The organism is Aliidiomarina halalkaliphila, assembly GCF_007096385.1.
GTDB lineage: Bacteria > Pseudomonadota > Gammaproteobacteria > Enterobacterales > Alteromonadaceae > Aliidiomarina > Aliidiomarina halalkaliphila.
On sequence record NZ_VJWL01000001.1, the window covers coordinates 619271 to 639116 of the forward strand.

16 protein-coding genes are annotated in these 19846 nt (G+C 49.0%); 7 read left to right on the forward strand and 9 right to left on the reverse strand.

Annotation, left to right across the window (positions count from 1 at the left end; all coding sequences use genetic code 11):
• The first annotated feature begins 252 nt into the window (after positions 1-252).
• The 4 genes from nrdA (at position 253) to FM042_RS02910 (ending at position 4381) form a co-directional block, all read left to right on the forward strand.
• The gene (nrdA, locus tag FM042_RS02895; protein ID WP_143234239.1) at positions 253-2595 is read left to right on the forward strand and encodes a class 1a ribonucleoside-diphosphate reductase subunit alpha; all 2343 of its coding nucleotides are present in this window, start codon (positions 253-255) and stop codon (positions 2593-2595) included.
• Between the two features lie 7 nt (positions 2596-2602).
• Entirely contained in the window at positions 2603-3733 is a 1131-nt protein-coding gene (gene nrdB / locus FM042_RS02900; RefSeq protein ID WP_143234240.1) for a class Ia ribonucleoside-diphosphate reductase subunit beta, read from the forward strand.
• A 5-nt stretch (positions 3734-3738) separates the two neighbouring features.
• Positions 3739-4002, forward strand: coding sequence for a class I ribonucleotide reductase maintenance protein YfaE (gene yfaE / locus FM042_RS02905; protein ID WP_185960673.1), 264 nt, complete (start codon positions 3739-3741; stop codon positions 4000-4002).
• A gap of 106 nt (positions 4003-4108) precedes the next feature.
• Positions 4109-4381: a GrxA family glutaredoxin gene (locus FM042_RS02910; RefSeq protein ID WP_143234241.1), complete on the forward strand. Its 273-nt coding sequence runs from the start codon at positions 4109-4111 to the stop codon at positions 4379-4381.
• 93 nt (positions 4382-4474) lie between these two features.
• Here FM042_RS02910 and FM042_RS02915 read toward each other — a convergent pair whose 3' ends face one another.
• From FM042_RS02915 to FM042_RS02940, 6 genes are read right to left on the reverse strand one after another with little or no spacing between them, the layout of a single operon-like run.
• On the reverse strand, positions 4475-4837 hold the full coding sequence (locus FM042_RS02915) for a YchJ family protein (RefSeq protein WP_143234242.1): 363 nt from the start codon (positions 4835-4837) through the stop codon (positions 4475-4477).
• Positions 4837-6024 (reverse strand): 2-methylaconitate cis-trans isomerase PrpF, encoded by a 1188-nt coding sequence (gene prpF / locus FM042_RS02920; protein WP_143234243.1) that lies wholly within the window; start codon positions 6022-6024, stop codon positions 4837-4839. The genes FM042_RS02915 and prpF overlap by 1 nt, the downstream gene beginning before the upstream one ends.
• Positions 6025-6027: 3 nt before the next feature.
• Positions 6028-8616: a Fe/S-dependent 2-methylisocitrate dehydratase AcnD gene (gene acnD / locus FM042_RS02925; RefSeq protein WP_143234244.1), complete on the reverse strand. Its 2589-nt coding sequence runs from the start codon at positions 8614-8616 to the stop codon at positions 6028-6030.
• Positions 8617-8623: 7 nt separating this feature from the next.
• Positions 8624-9748, reverse strand: a complete 1125-nt coding sequence (prpC, locus tag FM042_RS02930; protein WP_143234245.1) for a bifunctional 2-methylcitrate synthase/citrate synthase — start codon at positions 9746-9748, stop codon at positions 8624-8626.
• 34 nt (positions 9749-9782) lie between these two features.
• The gene (gene prpB / locus FM042_RS02935; protein WP_143234246.1) at positions 9783-10664 is read right to left on the reverse strand and encodes a methylisocitrate lyase; all 882 of its coding nucleotides are present in this window, start codon (positions 10662-10664) and stop codon (positions 9783-9785) included.
• Entirely contained in the window at positions 10651-11346 is a 696-nt protein-coding gene (locus FM042_RS02940; protein WP_143234247.1) for a GntR family transcriptional regulator, read from the reverse strand. The genes prpB and FM042_RS02940 overlap by 14 nt, the downstream gene beginning before the upstream one ends.
• Positions 11347-11546: 200 nt before the next feature.
• Between FM042_RS02940 and FM042_RS02945 the strand changes: the two genes are divergently transcribed.
• Together FM042_RS02945 and FM042_RS02950 are read left to right on the forward strand one after the other, a co-directional pair.
• On the forward strand, positions 11547-12149 hold the full coding sequence (locus FM042_RS02945; RefSeq protein WP_143234248.1) for a hypothetical protein: 603 nt from the start codon (positions 11547-11549) through the stop codon (positions 12147-12149).
• Positions 12150-12157: 8 nt separating this feature from the next.
• Positions 12158-12835 (forward strand): hypothetical protein, encoded by a 678-nt coding sequence (locus FM042_RS02950; protein WP_143234249.1) that lies wholly within the window; start codon positions 12158-12160, stop codon positions 12833-12835.
• Between the two features lie 3 nt (positions 12836-12838).
• Here the strand turns inward: FM042_RS02950 and hrpA are convergent, their stop codons facing one another.
• The 3 genes from hrpA to FM042_RS02965 form a co-directional block, all read right to left on the reverse strand.
• Positions 12839-16594 carry an ATP-dependent RNA helicase HrpA gene (gene hrpA / locus FM042_RS02955; RefSeq protein ID WP_143234250.1) on the reverse strand — a complete coding sequence of 1252 codons (3756 nt, stop codon included), beginning with the start codon at positions 16592-16594 and terminating at the stop codon, positions 12839-12841.
• A gap of 118 nt (positions 16595-16712) precedes the next feature.
• Positions 16713-17129, reverse strand: coding sequence for a CBS domain-containing protein (locus FM042_RS02960; protein ID WP_143234251.1), 417 nt, complete (start codon positions 17127-17129; stop codon positions 16713-16715).
• A 3-nt stretch (positions 17130-17132) separates the two neighbouring features.
• A complete protein-coding gene (locus FM042_RS02965; protein WP_143234252.1) occupies positions 17133-18206 on the reverse strand; it encodes an isoaspartyl peptidase/L-asparaginase family protein in 1074 nt (357 codons plus the stop codon).
• Between the two features lie 138 nt (positions 18207-18344).
• On the opposite strand from FM042_RS02965, the gene sbcB reads away from it, so the two are divergent.
• Positions 18345-19778, forward strand: a complete 1434-nt coding sequence (gene sbcB, locus FM042_RS02970; RefSeq protein ID WP_143234253.1) for an exodeoxyribonuclease I — start codon at positions 18345-18347, stop codon at positions 19776-19778.
• Positions 19779-19846 lie beyond the last annotated feature (68 nt).

A 19846-nucleotide genomic window follows, 5' to 3' on the forward strand; every position in this document is an offset into this window, starting at 1 on the left:
TGCTGATAAAAGCAATTGTAAATAACCAATAATTCTAAAATCACAAATTTGCCTGTACGCCTTGAGATTGTTGAAATTTATGATTTGCAACCCTCGCACTCTCGAAAAAATGCAAATTCTTCGCTTGATCAACGACGCGCTCGTGACTAGCATACGTTTTAAACCGCAACACTATATATTGTGTGAAAACCCGCCAAGGCTGATCTGACACCACAATATATAGTGATAAGAATAATCACCTGCGAGGGTCATATGAGCCAGTCAATTTTTGTCACAAAGCGCGATGGTCAAAGCGAAGCGCTCGATTTAGATAAGATCCATCGTGTCATTAGTTGGGCCGCCGAAGGTCTGCGGAACGTTTCTGTCTCGCAGGTTGAGTTAAAATCGCGTATTCAGTTCTACGATGGCATCAAAACTGCCGATATCCATGAAACTATTATTCGCGCTGCCGCTGAACTCATCAGCGATGAAGCGCCGGATTACCAATTTTTAGCAGCCCGCTTAGCGATTTTCCATTTACGCAAAAAAGCCTTTGGTGAATTTGAACCGCCGCATCTTTATGCGCATGTCACCAAACTTGTGGGAATGAACCGCTACGATAAGCACCTGCTGGAAGACTATAGCCGCGAAGAGTTCGAGGAAATGAACAGCTACCTCGATCACGGTCGTGATCTCAACTTCTCTTATGCGGCGGTGAAACAGTTAGAAGGTAAATATCTCGTCCAGAACCGGGTAACTGGGGATGTCTACGAGAGCGCACAGTTCTTGTACATATTGGTAGCCGCATGTTTATTTGCGACCTATCCCAAAGAAAAGCGGCTTGATTATATTCGCCGTTTTTATGATGCAACGTCGATGTTTAAGCTGTCATTGCCAACACCCATTATGTCGGGTGTGCGCACACCTACCCGTCAGTTCAGCTCTTGTGTTCTGATTGAGTGTGGCGATAGCCTTGATTCGATCAATGCCACCGCGAGTGCGATCGTAAAATATGTATCGCAACGAGCGGGTATCGGTATCAACGCGGGTCGGATTCGTGCCCTAGGTAGCCCAATTCGCAATGGTGAAGCCTTCCATACTGGTTGTATTCCTTTCTTTAAGTACTTCCAAACCGCTGTGAAAAGCTGTTCACAAGGCGGGGTGCGTGGTGGTGCTGCCACTCTCTTCTATCCTCTCTGGCATTTAGAAGTCGAGTCGCTGCTGGTATTGAAGAACAACCGCGGTGTCGAAGAAAACCGAGTTCGTCACCTCGATTATGGCGTACAGTTTAATAAGCTCATGTATCAGCGTCTGGTGAAAGATCAGTACATCACCTTGTTTAGCCCATCGGATGTACCTGGATTATACGACGCCTTCTTCGCCGACCAAGACGAATTTGAGCGTTTGTATGTGCAATACGAAGCAGACGACAGCATTCGTAAGAAACGTATCAAGGCCATCGAGTTATTTAGCTTGTTTATGCAAGAACGTGCGAGCACGGGTCGGATTTATCTGCAAAACGTCGACCACACCAACAACCACAGCCCGTTTAATCCGAAGTTAGCACCGGTTCGCCAGAGTAACCTGTGTTTGGAAATCGCGTTGCCAACCAAGCCGTTGCAGCATATTAACGATGAAGAAGGCGAAATCGCCCTCTGTACCCTGTCGGCATTTAACTTAGGAACGATTCAATCTCTCGACGATTTTGAAGAACTGGCGGATCTCGCGGTACGCGCCCTCGATAGCTTGTTGGATTATCAGGATTACCCTGTTCCTGCGGCTTTCAATGCGTCAATGTCCCGTCGTACTTTGGGTATCGGTGTGATTAACTTCGCTTACTACTTAGCCAAAAACGGTGTGCGTTACAGTGACGGCAGTGCCAATAATCTCGTTCATCGCACCTTCGAAGCGATTCAGTATTATTTGATGAAAGCCTCGAATGAATTAGCGAAAGAGAAAGGTGCGTGTCCGAAATTTAATGAAACGACGTATTCAGAAGGCGTTCTACCAATCGATACCTACAAGAAAGACTTGGATGCGATCTGTTCTGAGCCTTTGCATTACGATTGGGAAGCCTTGCGGGAGTCTGTGAAAAAGCACGGCCTGCGTAACTCAACGCTCTCGGCCTTAATGCCTTCGGAAACTTCGTCACAGATCTCCAATGCCACGAACGGTATTGAACCACCACGGGGACATGTGAGCGTGAAATCATCGAAAGATGGCGTGATGAAGCAAGTGGTTCCTGAATATGAGCGTTTGAAAGACCAATACGAGTTACTTTGGAGCATTCCGAATAATAAAGGCTATCTTGAGCTCGTGGGCATTATGCAAAAACTTGTCGACCAGACAATTTCGGCGAATACCAACTACGATCCATCGAAGTTTGAAGGTGGCCGTGTGCCCATGAAGCAGCTATTACAAGATTTGTTGTATGCGTACAAGCTGGGCGTGAAGACCATGTATTATCACAACACCCGTGATGGTGCTTCCGACAGCCAGATCGATATGAGTGCCAGTATCCGTAAGAAACTCGAAGAAAGCGCCAAGCAAGGCGAAGCTGTCACTGCTGTCATTGAAGAAGACGATGATTGCGCTGGCGGCGCATGTAAAATTTGAGGTAATCATGCGTTATTCCACATTTAATCAGACCAACGCTAATCCACTGGGGGAGCCGATGTTTTTCGGCAACTCCGTGAATGTCGCCCGCTATGATCAACAGCGGCACCCGATTTTCGAGAAACTGATTGAAAAACAATTGAGCTTTTTCTGGCGTCCTGAAGAAGTGGATGTGAGCCGGGATCGGGTCGACTTTCAGAAAGTGTCTGACAGCGAAAAGCATATCTTCATTTCTAATTTGAAGTACCAAACATTGCTTGATTCGGTGCAAGGTCGAAGCCCGAATATCGCCCTACTTCCTATCGTTTCCTTACCGGAATTAGAAACCTGGATTGAAACCTGGGCGTTTTCAGAAACGATTCACTCACGTTCGTATACGCACATTTTGCGGAACCTCTTTAGTGATCCCAGCTCCGTGTTCGAAGACATCGTGAATAACGAAGAAATTCAAAAGCGTGCGACGGATATTTCGAAGTACTACGACGATTTGATTTTCCATACGCAGTTATGGCAAACCTACGGCGAAGGTGAAGTAACTTTAGATGGGGAAACCTACTACGTAAACATTCGTAATCTAAAGAAAAAGCTTTATTTGTGTATTAATTCAGTGAATGCCCTCGAAGCAATTCGTTTTTACGTAAGTTTTGCCTGCTCCTTTGCGTTTGCAGAACGAGAGCTCATGGAAGGTAACGCGAAAATTATTCGCTTAATTGCACGGGATGAAAACCTGCATCTCACCTCCACCCAACATATTATCAATCTGTGGCAACACGGTGAAGACGACCCGGAAATGCAAGAAATTGCCGCAGAGTGTCGTGAGGAAGCCCTTGATATCTTCCGCAAAGCAGTCGAGCAAGAAAAAGGCTGGGCTAAGTACTTGTTCCAGCATGGCTCCATGATCGGCTTAAACGAACAAATTCTTTGTCAGTACGTCGAGTACATTGCCAACTTGCGTATGCAGGCCATTGGTTTTGAGCCCGAGTATGAGCAAAAGAACAATCCACTGCCGTGGATGAATAAATACCTCGTGTCCGACAACGTGCAAGTGGCTCCACAGGAAGCAGAGATCAGCTCCTACCTCGTGGGTCAGATAGACAGCCAAGTGAGCGTTGACGATTTCGGAGATTTCGATCTGTAACCATCATGACTCGGTTTCGCATTCGTATTAACGAAGACATAGACACAGAGGTCGAGGCTGATGCCCCGACCTCTTTGCTTGAGGTTATGGAAGCAGCCGGACTCGAAGCCAGATATCATTGCCGCAATGGTTTCTGCGGAGCCTGCCGTACAAAGCTAGTGAGTGGCAGTATTCAGTATGCTACCGAACCTCTCGCCTATGTTCGATCCGGGGATATTCTCCCCTGCGTATGTCACCCTACTTCCGATCTCGAGCTTGAGCATAAGTAATTCGGAACCGAACGGGGGTATCGTTTTAATCGATTTCACTTTATGCCTAGGTTTTGGCATACTTCGCGCCAGATTTAGATTGCCGTAAGGCCTTGAGGAGTATTGGATGTTAACAGTTATTTTTGGACGCCCTGGCTGCCCATTCTGCGTACGCGCAGAACAGATCGCCGAAAAACTTTCAAAAGAGCGAGATGATTTCGAATATCGTTACGTTGATATGATGAAAGAAGGTATCAGCAAAGCGGATCTGGAAAAAACCATTGGCAAGCCGGTACTCACGGTGCCGCAGATCTTTGTCGACGAGCAACATGTGGGTGGCTGTACCGAATTTGAAGCTTACGCAAAAGCAAACCTCGGTCTTTACGCAAACGCGTCATAACTACAGCTAAACATCTGCGAGACCCCCGAATAGCAAAAGGCCCGCTCAAATCGTAGCGGGCCTTTTTTATAGTCAATTATAGTCAACGCAGCACTATCCGCTGTGTTTGCCGCTCACGTAATACCAAACTCCGTTGTCGCGAACAAAATATGACTCTTCTGCAAGCATTCCAAGTTCACCGCCACTGCGATAGAACGCGCGAAAATGCACATGACCTTGATCACCCTGATGACCCGAGGTTAACACCTCGAGTCGCACCCATTCGGGATTATCGCGCAAATCTAATCGCGGACGGGTACTGGTATGCCATGTCCGCAATAAATAATCTGCCATCCCTAACGCAAAGGCACTGTAACGGGAGCGCATCAGTTGCTCCGGTGTTGGCGCTACAGCACCCCTATGATAAAGCTCGCAACATTCCTCATAACTGCGGATTGAGCCACAAGGACAAAGCATCAGAACGAGTCACCAGGAATACGCACCCAACCTTCCATCAAAATCCGTGCACTACGACTCATTAGCGCCTTGGTCGCCGTCCACTGCCCGTTCACTTGCGCGACTTCCGCACCGACACGCAAAGTGCCCGAGGGATGGCCGAAGGTCACTTCCGTACGATCGCCACCACCGGCCGCGAGATTGACAAGCGTGCCTGGAACCGCCGCTGCGGTACCAATAGCCACAGCCGCGGTACCCATCATGGCATGGTGTAGCTTACCCATGGATAGCGCCCGTACCACTAAATCGATATCCGTTGCAGCCACTGCTTTACCACTGGAGGTGGTGTAACTTTGCGGGCCGGCAACGAATGCGACTTTCGGTGTATGCTGACGTGATTCCGCTTCGCTAAGATCATGAATTAGGCCCATCTTCATCGCACCATGGGCACGAATCAATTCGAACATCGCCAACGCTTTGGGATCTTCATTAATGGCGCCCTGCAGTTCCGTACCGGTATATCCAATACTATCGGCATTCACGAAAATCGTCGGGATACCGGCATTGATAAAGGTGGCCTGTAAGCGCCCTAAACCGGGAACTTCAAGCTCATCTACAAGATTCCCCGTAGGAAACATAGAGCCACTCTCGCCATCGTCGGCGGCCGGATCCATAAATTCCACGGGAACTTCCGCCGCTGGGAATGTAACGCCATCGAGCTCGAAATCACCTGTTTCTTGCACTTCGCCATTACATATAGGTACACGGGCAACAATGGTTTTACCGATGTTAGCCTGCCAAATACGCACGGTAACGCTGCCATTTTCTGGAATGCGATCCGCCGGAATTAATCCGGCATGGATGGCAAAAGGCCCCACTGCCGCAGACAAGTTGCCGCAGTTACCGCTCCAATCTACGAAAGCTTTGTCAATAGATACCTGTCCGAACAAGTAGTCCACATCATGCTCTGGCTGCTCACTAGCAGACACGATGACCGTTTTACTGGTGCTCGATGTGGCGCCGCCCATCCCATCAATTTGTTTTTGATAGGGATCAGGGCTGCCAATCACTCGCAGCAGTAACGCATCTCGCGCCTTCCCAGGCGTCTGAGCAACGTCGGGAAGTTGATCGCGCCGAAAGAACACGCCTTTACTTGTCCCGCCACGCATATAGGTGGCGGGAATTTTCACTTGGGCTACAACGCTCATCAATTATGCCTCAGATTGTAGGAAATCTTTTGCAAAGCGCTGTAAAACGCCACCTGCGGAATAGATTTCCAGCTCTTCTGCGGTATCCAAACGACACTTCACTGGAACCTTATCGACATCACCGCTATGGCGGTGAATCACTAGGGTTAATGTAGCCCCTGGCGCCGCTTCACCTTCTACATCAAACACTTCCGTGCCATCAATATGTAAGGTTTTACGTGTAGTGCCTGGCTCAAATTCAAGCGGCATCACCCCCATACCAATTAAATTGGTGCGGTGAATACGCTCAAATCCTTCAGCCACGATACTCTCGACACCGGCTAACCGAACGCCTTTGGCAGCCCAATCCCGCGAAGAGCCTTGGCCGTAATCAGCGCCCGCAATAATAATCAGCGGCTGTTTACGATCCATATAGGTTTCAATAGCTTCCCACATACGCACGACTTTGCCTTCCGGCTCAATTCGCGCCAGTGAACCCTGCTTCACCTTGCCGTCTTCCAACACCATTTCATTAAAGAGTTTTGGGTTCGCAAAAGTGGCACGTTGTGCGGTTAAATGATCGCCACGGTGCGTTGCATAGGAGTTAAAGTCTTCTTCTGGAACGCCCATACTTGCCAAATATTCACCGGCCGCACTGTCGCGCATAATGGCATTCGATGGTGACAGATGGTCAGTGGTAATATTGTCACCTAATACCGCCAACGGACGCATTCCTTTTAGGGTGGGCTTGTGCGCCAAGGCTCCTTCCCAGTAAGGCGGACGACGAATATAGGTGCTCTGGGGGCGCCAGTCATACAAGGGACTAATAGACTCACCATAATCTACGCTCAGATTGAACATAGGATCATAGGTCTTCTTGTACTGTTCTGGTTTTACCGCTTGCTTCACGATGGCATCGATTTCTTCATCGCTTGGCCAAATATCCTTCAAGGTAATTGGATTACCTTCAGCATCAATGCCCAAAGCATCAGTTTCGATATCAAAGCGGATGGTCCCAGCAATGGCGTACGCCACAACCAGAGGTGGTGATGCTAAGAAAGCTTGCTTTGCATAAGGATGAATGCGGCCATCAAAGTTCCGATTACCCGAAAGTACCGCAGTGGCGTATAAATCACGCTCCACAACTTCTTTCTCGATAAGCGGGTCAAGGGCACCACTCATACCATTACAGGTCGTACAGGCAAAACCAACGACACCAAAGCCTAGTTCTTCGAGCTCCGGCAATAAGTTGGCTTCTTCCAAATACATTTTTACTGTCTTTGAGCCCGGCGCCAACGAGGTTTTTACCCATGGTTTGCGGGTTAATCCGAGTTTATTGGCATTACGGGCTATTAAGCCCGCCGCAATCATATTGCGTGGATTACTGGTATTGGTACACGAAGTGATCGCCGCAATAATACAGGCACCATCAGGCATTTTGCCGTCTTCTTGTTCCCATTTACCAGCAATACCCCTGCTGGTCAGCTCCCGCGCAGGTAACAATGCATGTGGGTTCGAAGGACCAGCTAAGTTGCGCTCAACACGACTCAAGTCAAACGTCAGAACTCGTTCATAGTCGGCTGTTTTTAAGCTATCCGCCCATAAGCCAGTTTCTTTGGCGTAAGTTTCTACCAAGGCAACTTGATCATCTTCACGACCGGTCAGTTTTAAATAATCGATTGTTTGCTGATCGATATAGAACATGGCCGCAGTAGCACCATATTCTGGGGTCATATTTGAAATCGTGGCGCGATCACCAATGGAAAGCCCATCAGCCCCTTCACCGAAGAATTCCAGATAGGCACCCACAACACGCTCTCGACGCAAAAACTCAGTAATTGCCAACACCAAATCGGTACTGGTAATTCCAGGTTGGAGTTTTCCGGTAAGCTCAACACCAATAATATCAGGCAAGCGCATATATGACGCACGACCGAGCATGACGCTTTCCGCTTCTAAACCACCCACACCCACAGAAATAACGCCCAAGGCATCCACCATCGGGGTATGGCTATCGGTACCTACGCAGGTATCAGGAAAGGCTACACCATCACGTACTTGCACCACTGGAGACATTTTCTCCAGATTGATTTGGTGCATGATGCCGTTACCTGGCGGGATCACATCCACGTTTTTAAACGCGGTTTTGGTCCAGTTAATAAAATGAAAGCGATCGTCGTTTCGGCGGTCTTCAATGGCACGATTTTTCTCGAAAGCTTCTTTATCAAAGCCCGCATGTTCTACCGCCAATGAGTGGTCCACGATCAATTGCGTCGGCACCACGGGGTTTACTTTTGCTGGGTCACCGCCTTCAGCGGCGATCGCATCGCGTAATCCTGCTAAATCAACAAGGGCAGTTTGACCGAGAATATCGTGGCACACCACCCGCGCTGGAAACCACGGGAAGTCCAGATCACGTTTGCGCTCAATAAACTGCAGTAAACTTTCTCTGAGCATGTCAGGATCACAGCGGCGAACCAAGTTCTCTGCCAGAATCCGAGATGTATATGGGAGCTTGGCATAAGCCCCCGGTTGAATCGCTTCCACGGCTTCTCGCGTATCGAAATACTCGAGATTCGTGCCAGGTAAGCGTTTACGATATTCAGTATTCATAGCTCTCTTACCGTTTGTTTAATGCGGGAACTGAGCGTGGTGCTGGTCCAGTATAATCGGCACTTGGGCGAATAATGCGGTTGTTAGCCCGTTGCTCTTTCACATGTGCTGTCCAGCCCGTAACCCGCGACATAACGAAAATAGGCGTGAAAAGTTTGGTTGGAATGCCCATATAGTGATAAGCCGACGCATGGAAAAAATCGGCATTCGGGAACAGTTTCTTCTCGCGCCACATGACTTCTTCACAGCGAACAGATACATCATACAAACGACGATCACCGAACTCGTCAGCTAATTTTTCCGACCAGCCTTTAATAATGTCGTTGCGCGGATCAAATTCACGGTACACCGCATGGCCAAAGCCCATGATCTTTTCTTTGCGTGCGAGCATTTCCATCAAGGTTTTCTCAGCGTGGTCTGGATCCTTCATACCTTGGATCAGATCCATCGCCGCTTCGTTGGCACCGCCATGCAGTGGCCCACGTAAAGAACCAATGGCTCCAGTGACGCAAGAGAAAATATCCGATAAGGTCGACGCACACACGCGAGCAGTGAACGTAGAGGCATTAAACTCATGCTCTGCATAAAGAATCAACGAGGTATTCATCACAGCCGCGTGCAGATCAGACGGCTTTTTATCATGCAATAAATGCAAGAAATGGGCGCCAACTGACTCGTCATCAGTTTCTGTTTCGATACGCACACCATCGTGACTAAAGCGATACCAATACAACAGAATACTTGGAAATACGGCGATCAGACGCTCAATTTTGTCGTCCGCTTGGCTAAAATCTTCTTCCCCTTCCAAGTTACCTAAGAATGAGCAACCAGTTCGCATGACATCCATCGGATGGGCGTCAGCTGGAATACGCTCAAGCACATCTTTTAGCGCTTGCGGCAGGCCACGTAGGGTTTTCAGACGGCCCCGGTAGGCGATCAGCTGATCGCTGTTCGGTAATTCGCCGTGGGCTAACAGATAGGCGACTTCTTCAAAGCTCACTTTATCGGCAAGCTCTTTAATATCATAGCCGTAATAGGTTAATCCTGAGCCACTTTGGCCAACGGTACATAATGCTGTTTGTCCTGCGACTTGACCGCGCAAACCTGCGCCACCTAATTTCTTATCAACCATGTCTCACTCCTTAACTGTCAAATTCAAAAAATGCTTATTTCTTTGTGAAAAGCGCGTCGAGCTTTTCTTCAAATGCGTGATAATTCAAGAAATCATAGAGCTCGGCACGGGTTTGCATTGTGTCGACAACATCCTTCTGATCACCTGTGGCCAGAATATTTTCATACACGTTTAGCGCCGCTTTGTTCATGGCTCGGAAGGCGCTCAATGGGTACAACACCATTTCTACCCCGACTTCTGCCAATTCACGGCGATTAAACAAGGGTGTAGCGCCAAATTCAGTGATATTCGCCAATACTGGCACATTCAGTGCGTCGGTGAAGGCTTTATATTGCTCAAGGGTGTGCACCGCTTCGGCAAAGATGGCATCAGCGCCAGCGTCGACACAAGCTTGTGCACGTTCAATCGCTGCTTCCAAACCTTCTTGTTGCAAGGCATCAGTGCGCGCCATGATTAAAAACTGGTCATCGATTCGCGCATCTACTGCCGCTTTCACCCGATCCACCATTTCCCCTTGGGAAACAATTTCTTTATTCGGTCGGTGACCACAACGCTTTTGCGCCACTTGGTCTTCAATATGAAAACCGGCGGCCCCAGCCCGGGTCATTTCTTTCACGGTCCGAGCAATATTAAAGGCACCGCCCCAGCCCGTATCGGCATCCACCAACAATGGCAAATCCGTGGCACCGGTAATGCGGCGGATGTCTTCACACACATCGTTTAACGATGTCATTCCCAAATCAGGCAATCCAAAAGACGCATTGGCAACCCCTGCTCCCGATAAGTATAGGGCTTTGTGTCCGACACGTTCAGCCATCATGGCGGTATACGCATTAATGGTACCCACGATCTGTAACGGTTGGTTGTCGGCAATGGCTTGACGCAGTTTCGCGCCTGCACTTTCAGTTCGGTTCATGGGAGTTCCTTTTGGTTTCCAGTTGAATTTCAATATTTCGACGTGATGCACCGATATGTCGACGCATCAGTAAATCGGCTAACTCGCCATCGCGATTAGCGATAGCTTGGAGAATTGCTTTGTGTTCGTCAAATGCCCGAGAGACTCGTGGACCATTCATGCCCATTTGTACTCGATACATGCGTACTAAAAAATAGAGTTCATCGCAGAGAATATTAATTAAATACGGATTTTTGCTACCCAGGATGATTCGATAATGAAAATCCAAATCACCAGCTTCTTGGTAATAGCTCTCGCCTTCGCGAACTCGTTGGCTTTGCAAGTGCTTGTTCAACAAGGCCTGCATTTCTTCAATTTCCTGCTGGGGCATATGCTCTGCCGCTAATCGACAGGCTAAGCCTTCAAGCTCTTCGCGTAATTGATACAACGACAGCAGGCCCTCAAGCGACAAGGTCACAACACGGGCGCCAGCATTCGGTGTTCGTTCAATTAAATGACAACGTTCAAGACGCGCCAATGCCTCTCGCAATGGCGCGCGACTCACTGCAAATCGACGGGCCAATTCCGGCTCACTGATTTTGCTACCTGCAGGGATCTCACCTTCGACGATGGCGCGCTGGATTTCAAAAAGCACGCGATCGGAACTGGTTATAGGTGATTTCCAAGTGGGAGCGTAAGTCATTGATTGTCGACACCGATTCTCAAGGGACTGCAATAATACGCCTGATATATGACATTTTCAAGAAAACCGAACCCGTATTGTCGACAATCGAGCGTGAATATTTGTTAAGCGTCCAAGAACATGAAACCGCTTGAGAAATTACTTTGCGAAAATACAAATGCTGATTATATTTTGATCAGATTGATTCACTTGAGGTCCATATGAAACACACATCACTTATCCCTGTTGGAATAACCCTAAGCGCCTTATTTTTTCTTAATGGATGTGATGCAACGGACGCTGCCAACTATAGCCTCGCCTCTGAATGCTATAACCGCTATCCAAATGATTCTTGGGCTCAACAGCAATGCTTTGATCAAGGCGTGTATAATCGTGAGGTTACGCACTGCCAAAATGAAACCCGTACCTTACAGCAGTTATATGGCAATCAACGCATGAGCCAGATTCACAACCAAAGTGATCGTTATGTGGATTCGGCTTGGCAGCATGTTGAACCCTTTGACCGAAATATCAACAGCTGTTTAGCAAGTTCATCGTACGATACCTGTTTTAACAATGTAATTTCGCCAGCCCTTGCACAGATTAATCAGGCACGCCAGTATGCTCTGTATGTGGCGCAAGAAGAAAACACCTACACTCAGCGTTGGAATGGACTACTCAACCAATGTTCGCGCTTTACGTCCGGGGCGAGCTTTTCTTATCGCAATAGTTTCGATAACTCTGATTTGATTGCCCATTTAGATGGATGGACCACATATATTAATCAAAGAACGGCGACCTGGCGCCGGCACTACAACCATTAGGAGATACCATGCAGCCCAAGCACATAGCTTGGATCGTTTTTATCATACCCATTATTGCGGCCAACGGCGCCTACCTGATCGGGCGTATAGAAGGCGTTGCGTTTGAATGTATCCCCTACATTCACGGGTGCACCTCAATTAGTCGGGCAGCACGCTTAGGCAGTGCAATCTTTCTGTTTCGCGGACTCATGATGCCGATAGCCGTCTTCTTACTGGCATTTTGGTATCTGCATTATCATTGGCTCCGGCAAATCACCGGAAAACGTCCGTTTCATGTGTTGTTCAGTGGGTCCATAGGCGCTCTGTTTCTCGTCCTATACGTGGATTTTTTGGGGACGGAAGGTGATTTCTATCGCTTTATGCGAGAACAAGGGATTTTATTCTATTTCGCCTTCACTGCCCTAGCTCAGATGTTTAGTATTCACTGGTTACATCGTGTCTCGGGACAACTTGATAGCTATCTCACCCGTTGCCTAAACGGTCAAGCGCTGCTGATTATCATTGCCTGGTTGATCGCCATGGTCCAACTCACGGTGAAAACCTTAGATCTAAGCTGGTCTGGTGCTATGGAGAACGCCGCAGCCTGGAATGTATCCCTGTTGATGTCCTTGTTCTATGCGTTTACCGCACTCATGTGGCAACGCACTGGCTACAACTGGACGCTCAACTGCAGCCGTAAATTGTGATGTCTACACACGCTTAAGCTCAGATTCGAGTTCATCAAGGCGCTGTTTTAAGCGCTGCTCCGACACAGGGAAGCGCGTACCTAATTGCTGGGCAAAGGTCGACACCCGAAACTCTTCAAGGTACCAACGGAAATCTTGTAAGCCTTCAGGTACAGGATCTCCCTTTGGTATCTTTTTCAGGAGTTCCTGCCAGCGTCCTTCCAATTTTTCAAACAACAAACAGCGCAGACGATCTTTATTTGGATCTACGGGGAGCTTTTCTACACGCTGGGCCAAAGCCTTTAAATAACGTTCCGTGTCCGCAAGGCGATGCTCACCAAAATCACTCACGAAACCCGGATAAATCAGGCGCTGCAAATGTGCTTTTGCATCGTTGTACGAATTTACCAAGGGTAACGGGATCTTACCCTTGAGCTGTTTTTGCACCTGATAACTCAACAATAAACAGCGTTCTACTTGGCGTGCAATCAACAAAGTTCGCTCATTAAGCTCTGCACGGATTCTGTGTGTGAGTACGCGGAACTCGTCTTCATTTCTTGGTTCAGTATCCCCAATAAGGCTATCAATGGCTGCCAACATGCAATCTTCAATCAGCGCTTCAACCTGCCCCCAAGGATTAAAATACAGGGCTAGCTTCGCTTTATTTGGCAGCTTTTCTCGTAAATAGCTTACGGGTGATGGAATTTGTAGCAGAACCAATTTACGCAATCCCTGACGATGAGCACGTTCGGCGTCTGCTTGATTATCAAATACTCGTATTGCGACCGACTTACCTTCATCTTTAAGTGCCGGGAAGGCGTGTATCGAGAAACGACCACGCTGTTTCTCAACAGGTTTCGGGGCGTCACCGAATGACCAATCCGTTAATCCCTCCTGTTCCACGTCATCGCCAGCGGTCTCCACAAGGGTTTTTGTTAATGTAGGCTGCAATTGTTGTTGCAAATGCCTTAAATCACGGTCTCGGGCAATCACCTGCCCTTGTTCGTCAAGCACGCGGAAATTCACGCGCAGGTGGACCGGTATGCTCTCGAGCTGCCATGCATCCGCGGGGACCTCAATACCACTCATGCGCTTAAAGCGCTGTGTCATGGCCATGATCATCGATGTTTCGCTTGCCACAAGGGTAGTGTCGACACTTTCTAAGAAGGCTCGAGCATAATTTGGCGCCGGAACAAAATTACGCCGCCACTGCTTCGGTAGCGACTTAATTAAGGCAGTCACCAAGTCTTCGCGCAGCGCGGGTACCTGCCAATCAAAGCCCACCGGCGTGACTTGATTCAGCATGGGCAGCGGAATGTCCACTGACACGCCATCATCTTGGTGTCCAGGCTCAAATACATAGGTGAGCGGTAAACGTAAGCGCCCTTGCACCCATTGGTCAGGATAATCCAACGACGTCACATGGGTTGCGTCTTGTTGCATTAATTGCTCGCGGCTAAAGTGCAATACCTTCGGATCCGCTTTCTGTGACTTCTTTAACCAATGCAGCAACGCACGATCATCGTAGATATCGGATGGTAGGTGCGCTTCGTAGGCCTGAAACAAGGCCTCCTCGTCAATTAAAATATCGCGCCGCCGAGATTTTTCCTCTAACTCTCGGACGTCCTGAATTAACGCTAAATTGCGCTGCAAAAAGGCCGGCGGTTGTTTCATCTGTGCTTGCACTAAGGCTTCACGAATAAATACCTCGCGAGCAACGACAGGATCGACCTTCCCGTAATGAACCGTGCGCCCGGGCACAATCAGTAAGCCATAAAGAGTAACCTGTTCCGTTGCCACCACGGCCCCACGCTTTTTGCTGTAGCGCGGCTCATGATAGTTTCGCCGCACCAAATGCTGGGCCACGGGCTCAATCCATTCCGGTTCGATACGTGCAACATAACGGCCATACAGTTTGCTCGTCTCGACAAGCTCCGCGCTCATCAACCAGTTTGGCTTTTTATTAAATAAACCTGAACCCGGAAAAATAAAGAATCGCGTTTGTCGCGCACCGACATACTGATGCTTCTCATCTTTCTGACCGATTTGGGAAAGCAGTCCGGTTAGAATGGCCTGATGAATTTGCTCGTATGTAGCTGGCTCGTCATTAATGCGAATACCTTGTTCACGCACACTTTGGCGTAACTGCGCATACACATCCTGCCATTCTCGCACCCGCAGATAGTGAATAAAGTCTTGCTTGCATTGTTTCCGGAATTGACTCGACGACAAGGCGTGTTGTTGTTCTTGCAAGTAGTTCCAAAGCTTTAACCAAGCGACAAAGTCTGAACGTTCATCCATAAAGCGCTTGTGTAATTCGTCGGCTTTTTGCTGTTTATCATGGGGCCGCTCGCGGGGGTCCTGAATACTCAATGCGGCAGTAATAATTAATACTTCTCGCACCGAATGAAAATCTTCAGCCGCCACGACCATACGTCCTAAACGGGGATCAATAGGGAGTCGTCCTAGCGAACGACCAATCGCCGTCAGCCTGCGTGGACCTTTGCGGCCCCCCTTCTGCATCGCGCCAAGTTCATCGAGAAGACGCATGCCGTCATTAATAAAACGTTCATCAGGCCGCTGTAAAAACGGGAATTTGCGAATATCGCCAAGTTTCAGCGTGGCCATTTGCAAAATAACCGAGGCCAAGTTAGTGCGCAGGATTTCTGGGTCCGTAAACGGCGGACGTTGCTGATAGTCATCTTCGCTATATAAACGAATACAGATCCCTGGCCCTACCCGACCACATCGCCCTGCCCGCTGATTGGCACTGGCTTGGGATATATTCTCGATAGGTAAGCGCTGTACTTTGGTGCGATAACTGTACCGAGAAATACGAGCCGTCCCAGGATCAATCACATATCGAATACCAGGTACGGTTAAAGATGTTTCGGCGACATTAGTGGCCAACACAATACGCCGTCCTTGGGCAGGTTGAAAAATACGGTTCTGTTCATTGGCACTTAAACGCGCATACAAAGGAACAATCTCAAGGGATTCACGGCTATCTTGGTGAAATTCACGCAGAGCATCCGCGCTATCGCGAATCTCCCGCTCACCACTTAGAAACACCAAAATATCCCCGGGACCTTCTTTCATCAGCTGTGCAGATGCATCACAGATCCCCTGATAGATATCGACTTCACCATCTGAGCTGGAGCTATCCAAGAGCGGTTGATAGCGCACTTCAACCGGGAATGTACGGCCACTGACTTCAATAACGGGAGCATCTCGAAAGTGTTTGGAAAAGCGCTCAGTTTCGATGGTCGCCGAGGTGATAATCACTTTCAGATCCGGACGCTTATCGATCAGTTGGCGCAATACACCGAGTAGAAAATCGATATTCAATGAACGCTCATGGGCCTCATCGATAATAATAGCGCTATAGCGCTTGAGTAGCCGGTCCCGTTGCATTTCAGCGAGCAAGATACCATCGGTCATTAACTTAATGGCGGTGTGCTCTGACGATTCATCCTGAAATCTGATCTTAAAGCCGACACGTTGTCCTAAAGGCTCTTTGAGTTCTTCGGCAATGCGCTTTGCCACGGAGCGCGCCGCCAGTCGGCGTGGTTGCGTATGGCCAATCAAGCCATGTTCAGCAAAGCCCATTTCCAACAGCATTTTGGGCAATTGTGTGGTTTTCCCAGAGCCAGTTTCTCCCGCTAATACCACCACTTGATGGTCACGAATCGCCGCTAGAATACGTTCTTTTTCCGCAACAACAGGAAGCTGTGCAGGAAACTCAATGGGCCGCAGTGGTTTAGGAGATAAATCTGACATGAATATCGAACTAACTCTGGATAGAAAAAGGCTGACAAGTTTAACAAACCTGTCAGCCTCCGCCTATGACAACGATAAAAAAGCATCAGAGGTCTAGTCCACCTGATGCGGCTTCGTACTAATGATTGGCGTAGGAGTCCCGCAAGTGCAAATCTATCGCCCGCAGCACATCGGTACGGCTAATGACACCCACGAGCTGTTTCGCGTAATCCACCACCGGATAGACTTTCGGTCGTTTGTTTCCTAACTCCTGCGCTAAGTCGAGTATGGCCATATCGGAATTAACCGTGACTACCTCATTCGACATGCAATCAGCAACGGTTGCCGACTGCTCCTTGTGATAGGTTCCTTCAAGCATCATCGCTAGGCAATCTTGTTCAGACAAAAAACCAATCACTTGCTTATCGTCGTCAACCACAGGGCCGCCGCTTTGACTCGCTGCAATAAGCATAGCGACTGCCGTTTCTACCGGCATTTCACGCGTAAATTTCACTGGATGCCGATTCATGTAGTCATGAACTTTCATCGACCGCATAGTTTACTCCTCTTCAGCATAAATCCCGATCACGGTACCTTCCCGGCTCGTCCGAGCGCCACGGTACATCCCTTCGGTGTTAAATGGCATGCTTACATTGCCTTGTGCATCCATAATAATCACCCCGCCGGTACCGCCCGCTGGTAACAATTCTTCGTGAATCACGTAGCGCCCAGCTGCATCAATTGTTTCGCCAAGATACTTCACCCGACTGCAAATTTGAGCCGACACGTTATAACGAATAAAATATTCACCATGGCCCGTTGCTGAGACACCACAACTGGCATTGTCTGCCCAAGTTCCTGCACCAATAATTGGTGAGTCTCCTATACGATTATAGCGCTTCGCTGTCATTCCGCCTGTTGATGTGCCAGCCACGATATTACCAGCGCGATCTAAGGCTACAGCACCTACGGTACCCATATCAAAGGCGCGATCCCAGTCTGCGTGGGCAATGTGATCACCGCTACGATCTTGCTCACGGAGTAACTCGAGCGCACGCTGCAACTGCTCATACCGATGCTCTGTATTAAAATACGTATTATCGACAAGTTCTAAACCACGCTCTGCCGCAAATTCTTCCGCCCCGGCGGCGCTCAACATAACGTGGCGGCTGTTCTCCATCACTTCCCGAGCCAATGCAATTGGACTGCGAACCGTGCGAACACCAGAAACCGCACCGGCATCCAGAGTTCCGCCATGCATTAATGAGGCATCCAGTTCATGCCCCCCATCAAAGGTGTAGACTGCCCCTCGGCCAGCATTAAATAGGGGTTCTTCTTCCATCAGTTGAATGGCTGCAATGACCGCATCCATACTGTCACCACCTTCTTCCAATATCGCATAGCCGGCATCAAGCGCAGCGGTTAAGGCAGCTGTAAAGGCCGCTTCACGCTCTGGCGTCATATTTTCCCGGGTGATGGTTCCAGCCCCCCCATGAATAACAATGCCAATAGGCGGCAGTTCCGACGCATTGGCGCCGCCGTATCCTGCTGTTTCAGTGTTTGGCGCTTCGGAACAAGCGGTTATAGTGAGTAGTGCCGCAGCAACTAGTGAAATGCGTGCCTGAATGGTCATAGCTCTCTCCTGGGATTCTTATCGTTTGAGTTTGCAAGATAAAACTTAATTACACCATTATGAACACGACCAGAACTCGCATACAAGTCTGCAGCGGTGATATGCTTACCTTTACCGTTTAATGGAATAAAAATAATCATGACTGCTTCCATATATTGGCACGATTATGAGGCCGGTGGCGTGAATCCCCGTGCCGACCGCCCGATGCAATTTGCCGGCATACGTACGGACCGGGATCTGAACATCCTTGGCAAGCCGCTCTCCATGTACTGCCAACTCTCGCCCGATTACTTGCCACATCCGCAAGCTTGTTTAATTACTGGTATCACGCCGCAAACGGCAAACCAGCGTGGCTTACCTGAGGTGGAGTTTGCCCGTCGCATCTTACGCGAGTTTTCCCAACGGGAAACCACCATCTGCGGCTACAACAACATTCGTTACGATGACGAAATGACCCGATTTATGCTGTACCGGAATTTTCTCGACCCTTATGCGTACAGTTGGCAAAATGATAACTCCCGCTGGGATTTACTCACGCTCACGCGAGCAGCCTGGGCGCTGCGCCCAGACGGCGTAGTATGGCCGGAAAACGAGGATGGTCGGGTGGTATTAAAGCTCGACCAGCTGGCACCAGCCAACGGCATTGAGCACAGCCAGGCTCATGATGCCCTGGCGGATGTGTATGCCAGTATTGAGTTAGCTAAGAAAATCAAAACAGCCCAACCTAAACTCTATGATTTTTGTTTTGATATTCGGCGCAAAAAGCAGCTGAGCGCCATTGTCGATAAGGCGATCTCCGGACAAACCTTATTGGTGCATGTGAGCGGCCATTACGGTGCCGAGGCTGGTTACGTACGTTGGGTCATGCCTCTTGGCTACTCCCCACATCAAGCCAACCAATTAGTAGCTTGGCGCGTCGATTGCGATCCTGATCAATTTGCCAAGATGTCGGCCGAAGAGATTCACCAATTATGGATGACACCCAGCGCCGAGTTGGGCAATCAAGAACGCCCAGGATTAGTAACTATCGCTCTTAATCAATGCCCATTTTTGGCCCCACCCATGACCCTCAGTGACGCCCGCGCTGCCAATTTTGGACTTGACCGGCAATTGGCAGAAACCAGCCGCAACCAACTCCAAGCCAACGCGCCCCTGCGCGATCTCTTGATGCAGGCGGCCACTATCCAACGGGAGTTTTCCGACACCGAACAGGACGTAGACATCGCCCTTTACTCCGGAGGTTTCTTTAGCCAACAAGCACGCAGCCACATGGATCTAATTAGCCATGCCGCGCCAGAACAACTTGCCGCGTTGGATTTACCATTTGATGATCCTCGTATTCCGCAGTTGCTATTTCGCTATCGCGCCCGCAACTTTCCAACTACCCTATCTAGCCCCGAACAGGAGAAGTGGCGGCACTTTTGTCAGGACCGTTTGCAACACGGCAGCAAAGAGTTCTTAAGCTTAGAAGAATACGCGTTGGAGATTGAGAACCTCGCCCACCAGCATGAAGGCGATCCGAATAAAATGGCCATCTTAAAAGCGCTCTATCAATACGCAACGAGCTTATAGCAAATCGCAGTAGCAAAGCTTCACAGTAAAAGTCGGTACATGTTACGCAGACCCATAAAAAAACGCGG

Bases quoted from the DNA above. Each gene is read 5' to 3' on its own strand.
- sbcB (WP_143234253.1), top strand. From the start codon at position 18,345: ATGACTGCTTCCATATATTGGCACGATTATGAGGCCGGTGGCGTGAAT.
- FM042_RS02960 (WP_143234251.1), bottom strand. From the start codon at position 17,129: ATGCGGTCGATGAAAGTTCATGACTACATGAATCGGCATCCAGTGAAA.
- acnD (WP_143234244.1), bottom strand. From the start codon at position 8,616: ATGAATACTGAATATCGTAAACGCTTACCTGGCACGAATCTCGAGTAT.
- prpB (WP_143234246.1), bottom strand. From the start codon at position 10,664: ATGAACCGAACTGAAAGTGCAGGCGCGAAACTGCGTCAAGCCATTGCC.
- prpC (WP_143234245.1), bottom strand. From the start codon at position 9,748: ATGGTTGATAAGAAATTAGGTGGCGCAGGTTTGCGCGGTCAAGTCGCA.
- FM042_RS02915 (WP_143234242.1), bottom strand. From the start codon at position 4,837: ATGCTTTGTCCTTGTGGCTCAATCCGCAGTTATGAGGAATGTTGCGAG.
- FM042_RS02940 (WP_143234247.1), bottom strand. From the start codon at position 11,346: ATGACTTACGCTCCCACTTGGAAATCACCTATAACCAGTTCCGATCGC.
- FM042_RS02945 (WP_143234248.1), top strand. From the start codon at position 11,547: ATGAAACACACATCACTTATCCCTGTTGGAATAACCCTAAGCGCCTTA.
- hrpA (WP_143234250.1), bottom strand. From the start codon at position 16,594: ATGTCAGATTTATCTCCTAAACCACTGCGGCCCATTGAGTTTCCTGCA.
- FM042_RS02910 (WP_143234241.1), top strand. From the start codon at position 4,109: ATGTTAACAGTTATTTTTGGACGCCCTGGCTGCCCATTCTGCGTACGC.
- nrdA (WP_143234239.1), top strand. From the start codon at position 253: ATGAGCCAGTCAATTTTTGTCACAAAGCGCGATGGTCAAAGCGAAGCG.
- prpF (WP_143234243.1), bottom strand. From the start codon at position 6,024: ATGAGCGTTGTAGCCCAAGTGAAAATTCCCGCCACCTATATGCGTGGC.
- FM042_RS02965 (WP_143234252.1), bottom strand. From the start codon at position 18,206: ATGACCATTCAGGCACGCATTTCACTAGTTGCTGCGGCACTACTCACT.
- nrdB (WP_143234240.1), top strand. From the start codon at position 2,603: ATGCGTTATTCCACATTTAATCAGACCAACGCTAATCCACTGGGGGAG.
- FM042_RS02950 (WP_143234249.1), top strand. From the start codon at position 12,158: ATGCAGCCCAAGCACATAGCTTGGATCGTTTTTATCATACCCATTATT.
- yfaE (WP_185960673.1), top strand. From the start codon at position 3,739: ATGACTCGGTTTCGCATTCGTATTAACGAAGACATAGACACAGAGGTC.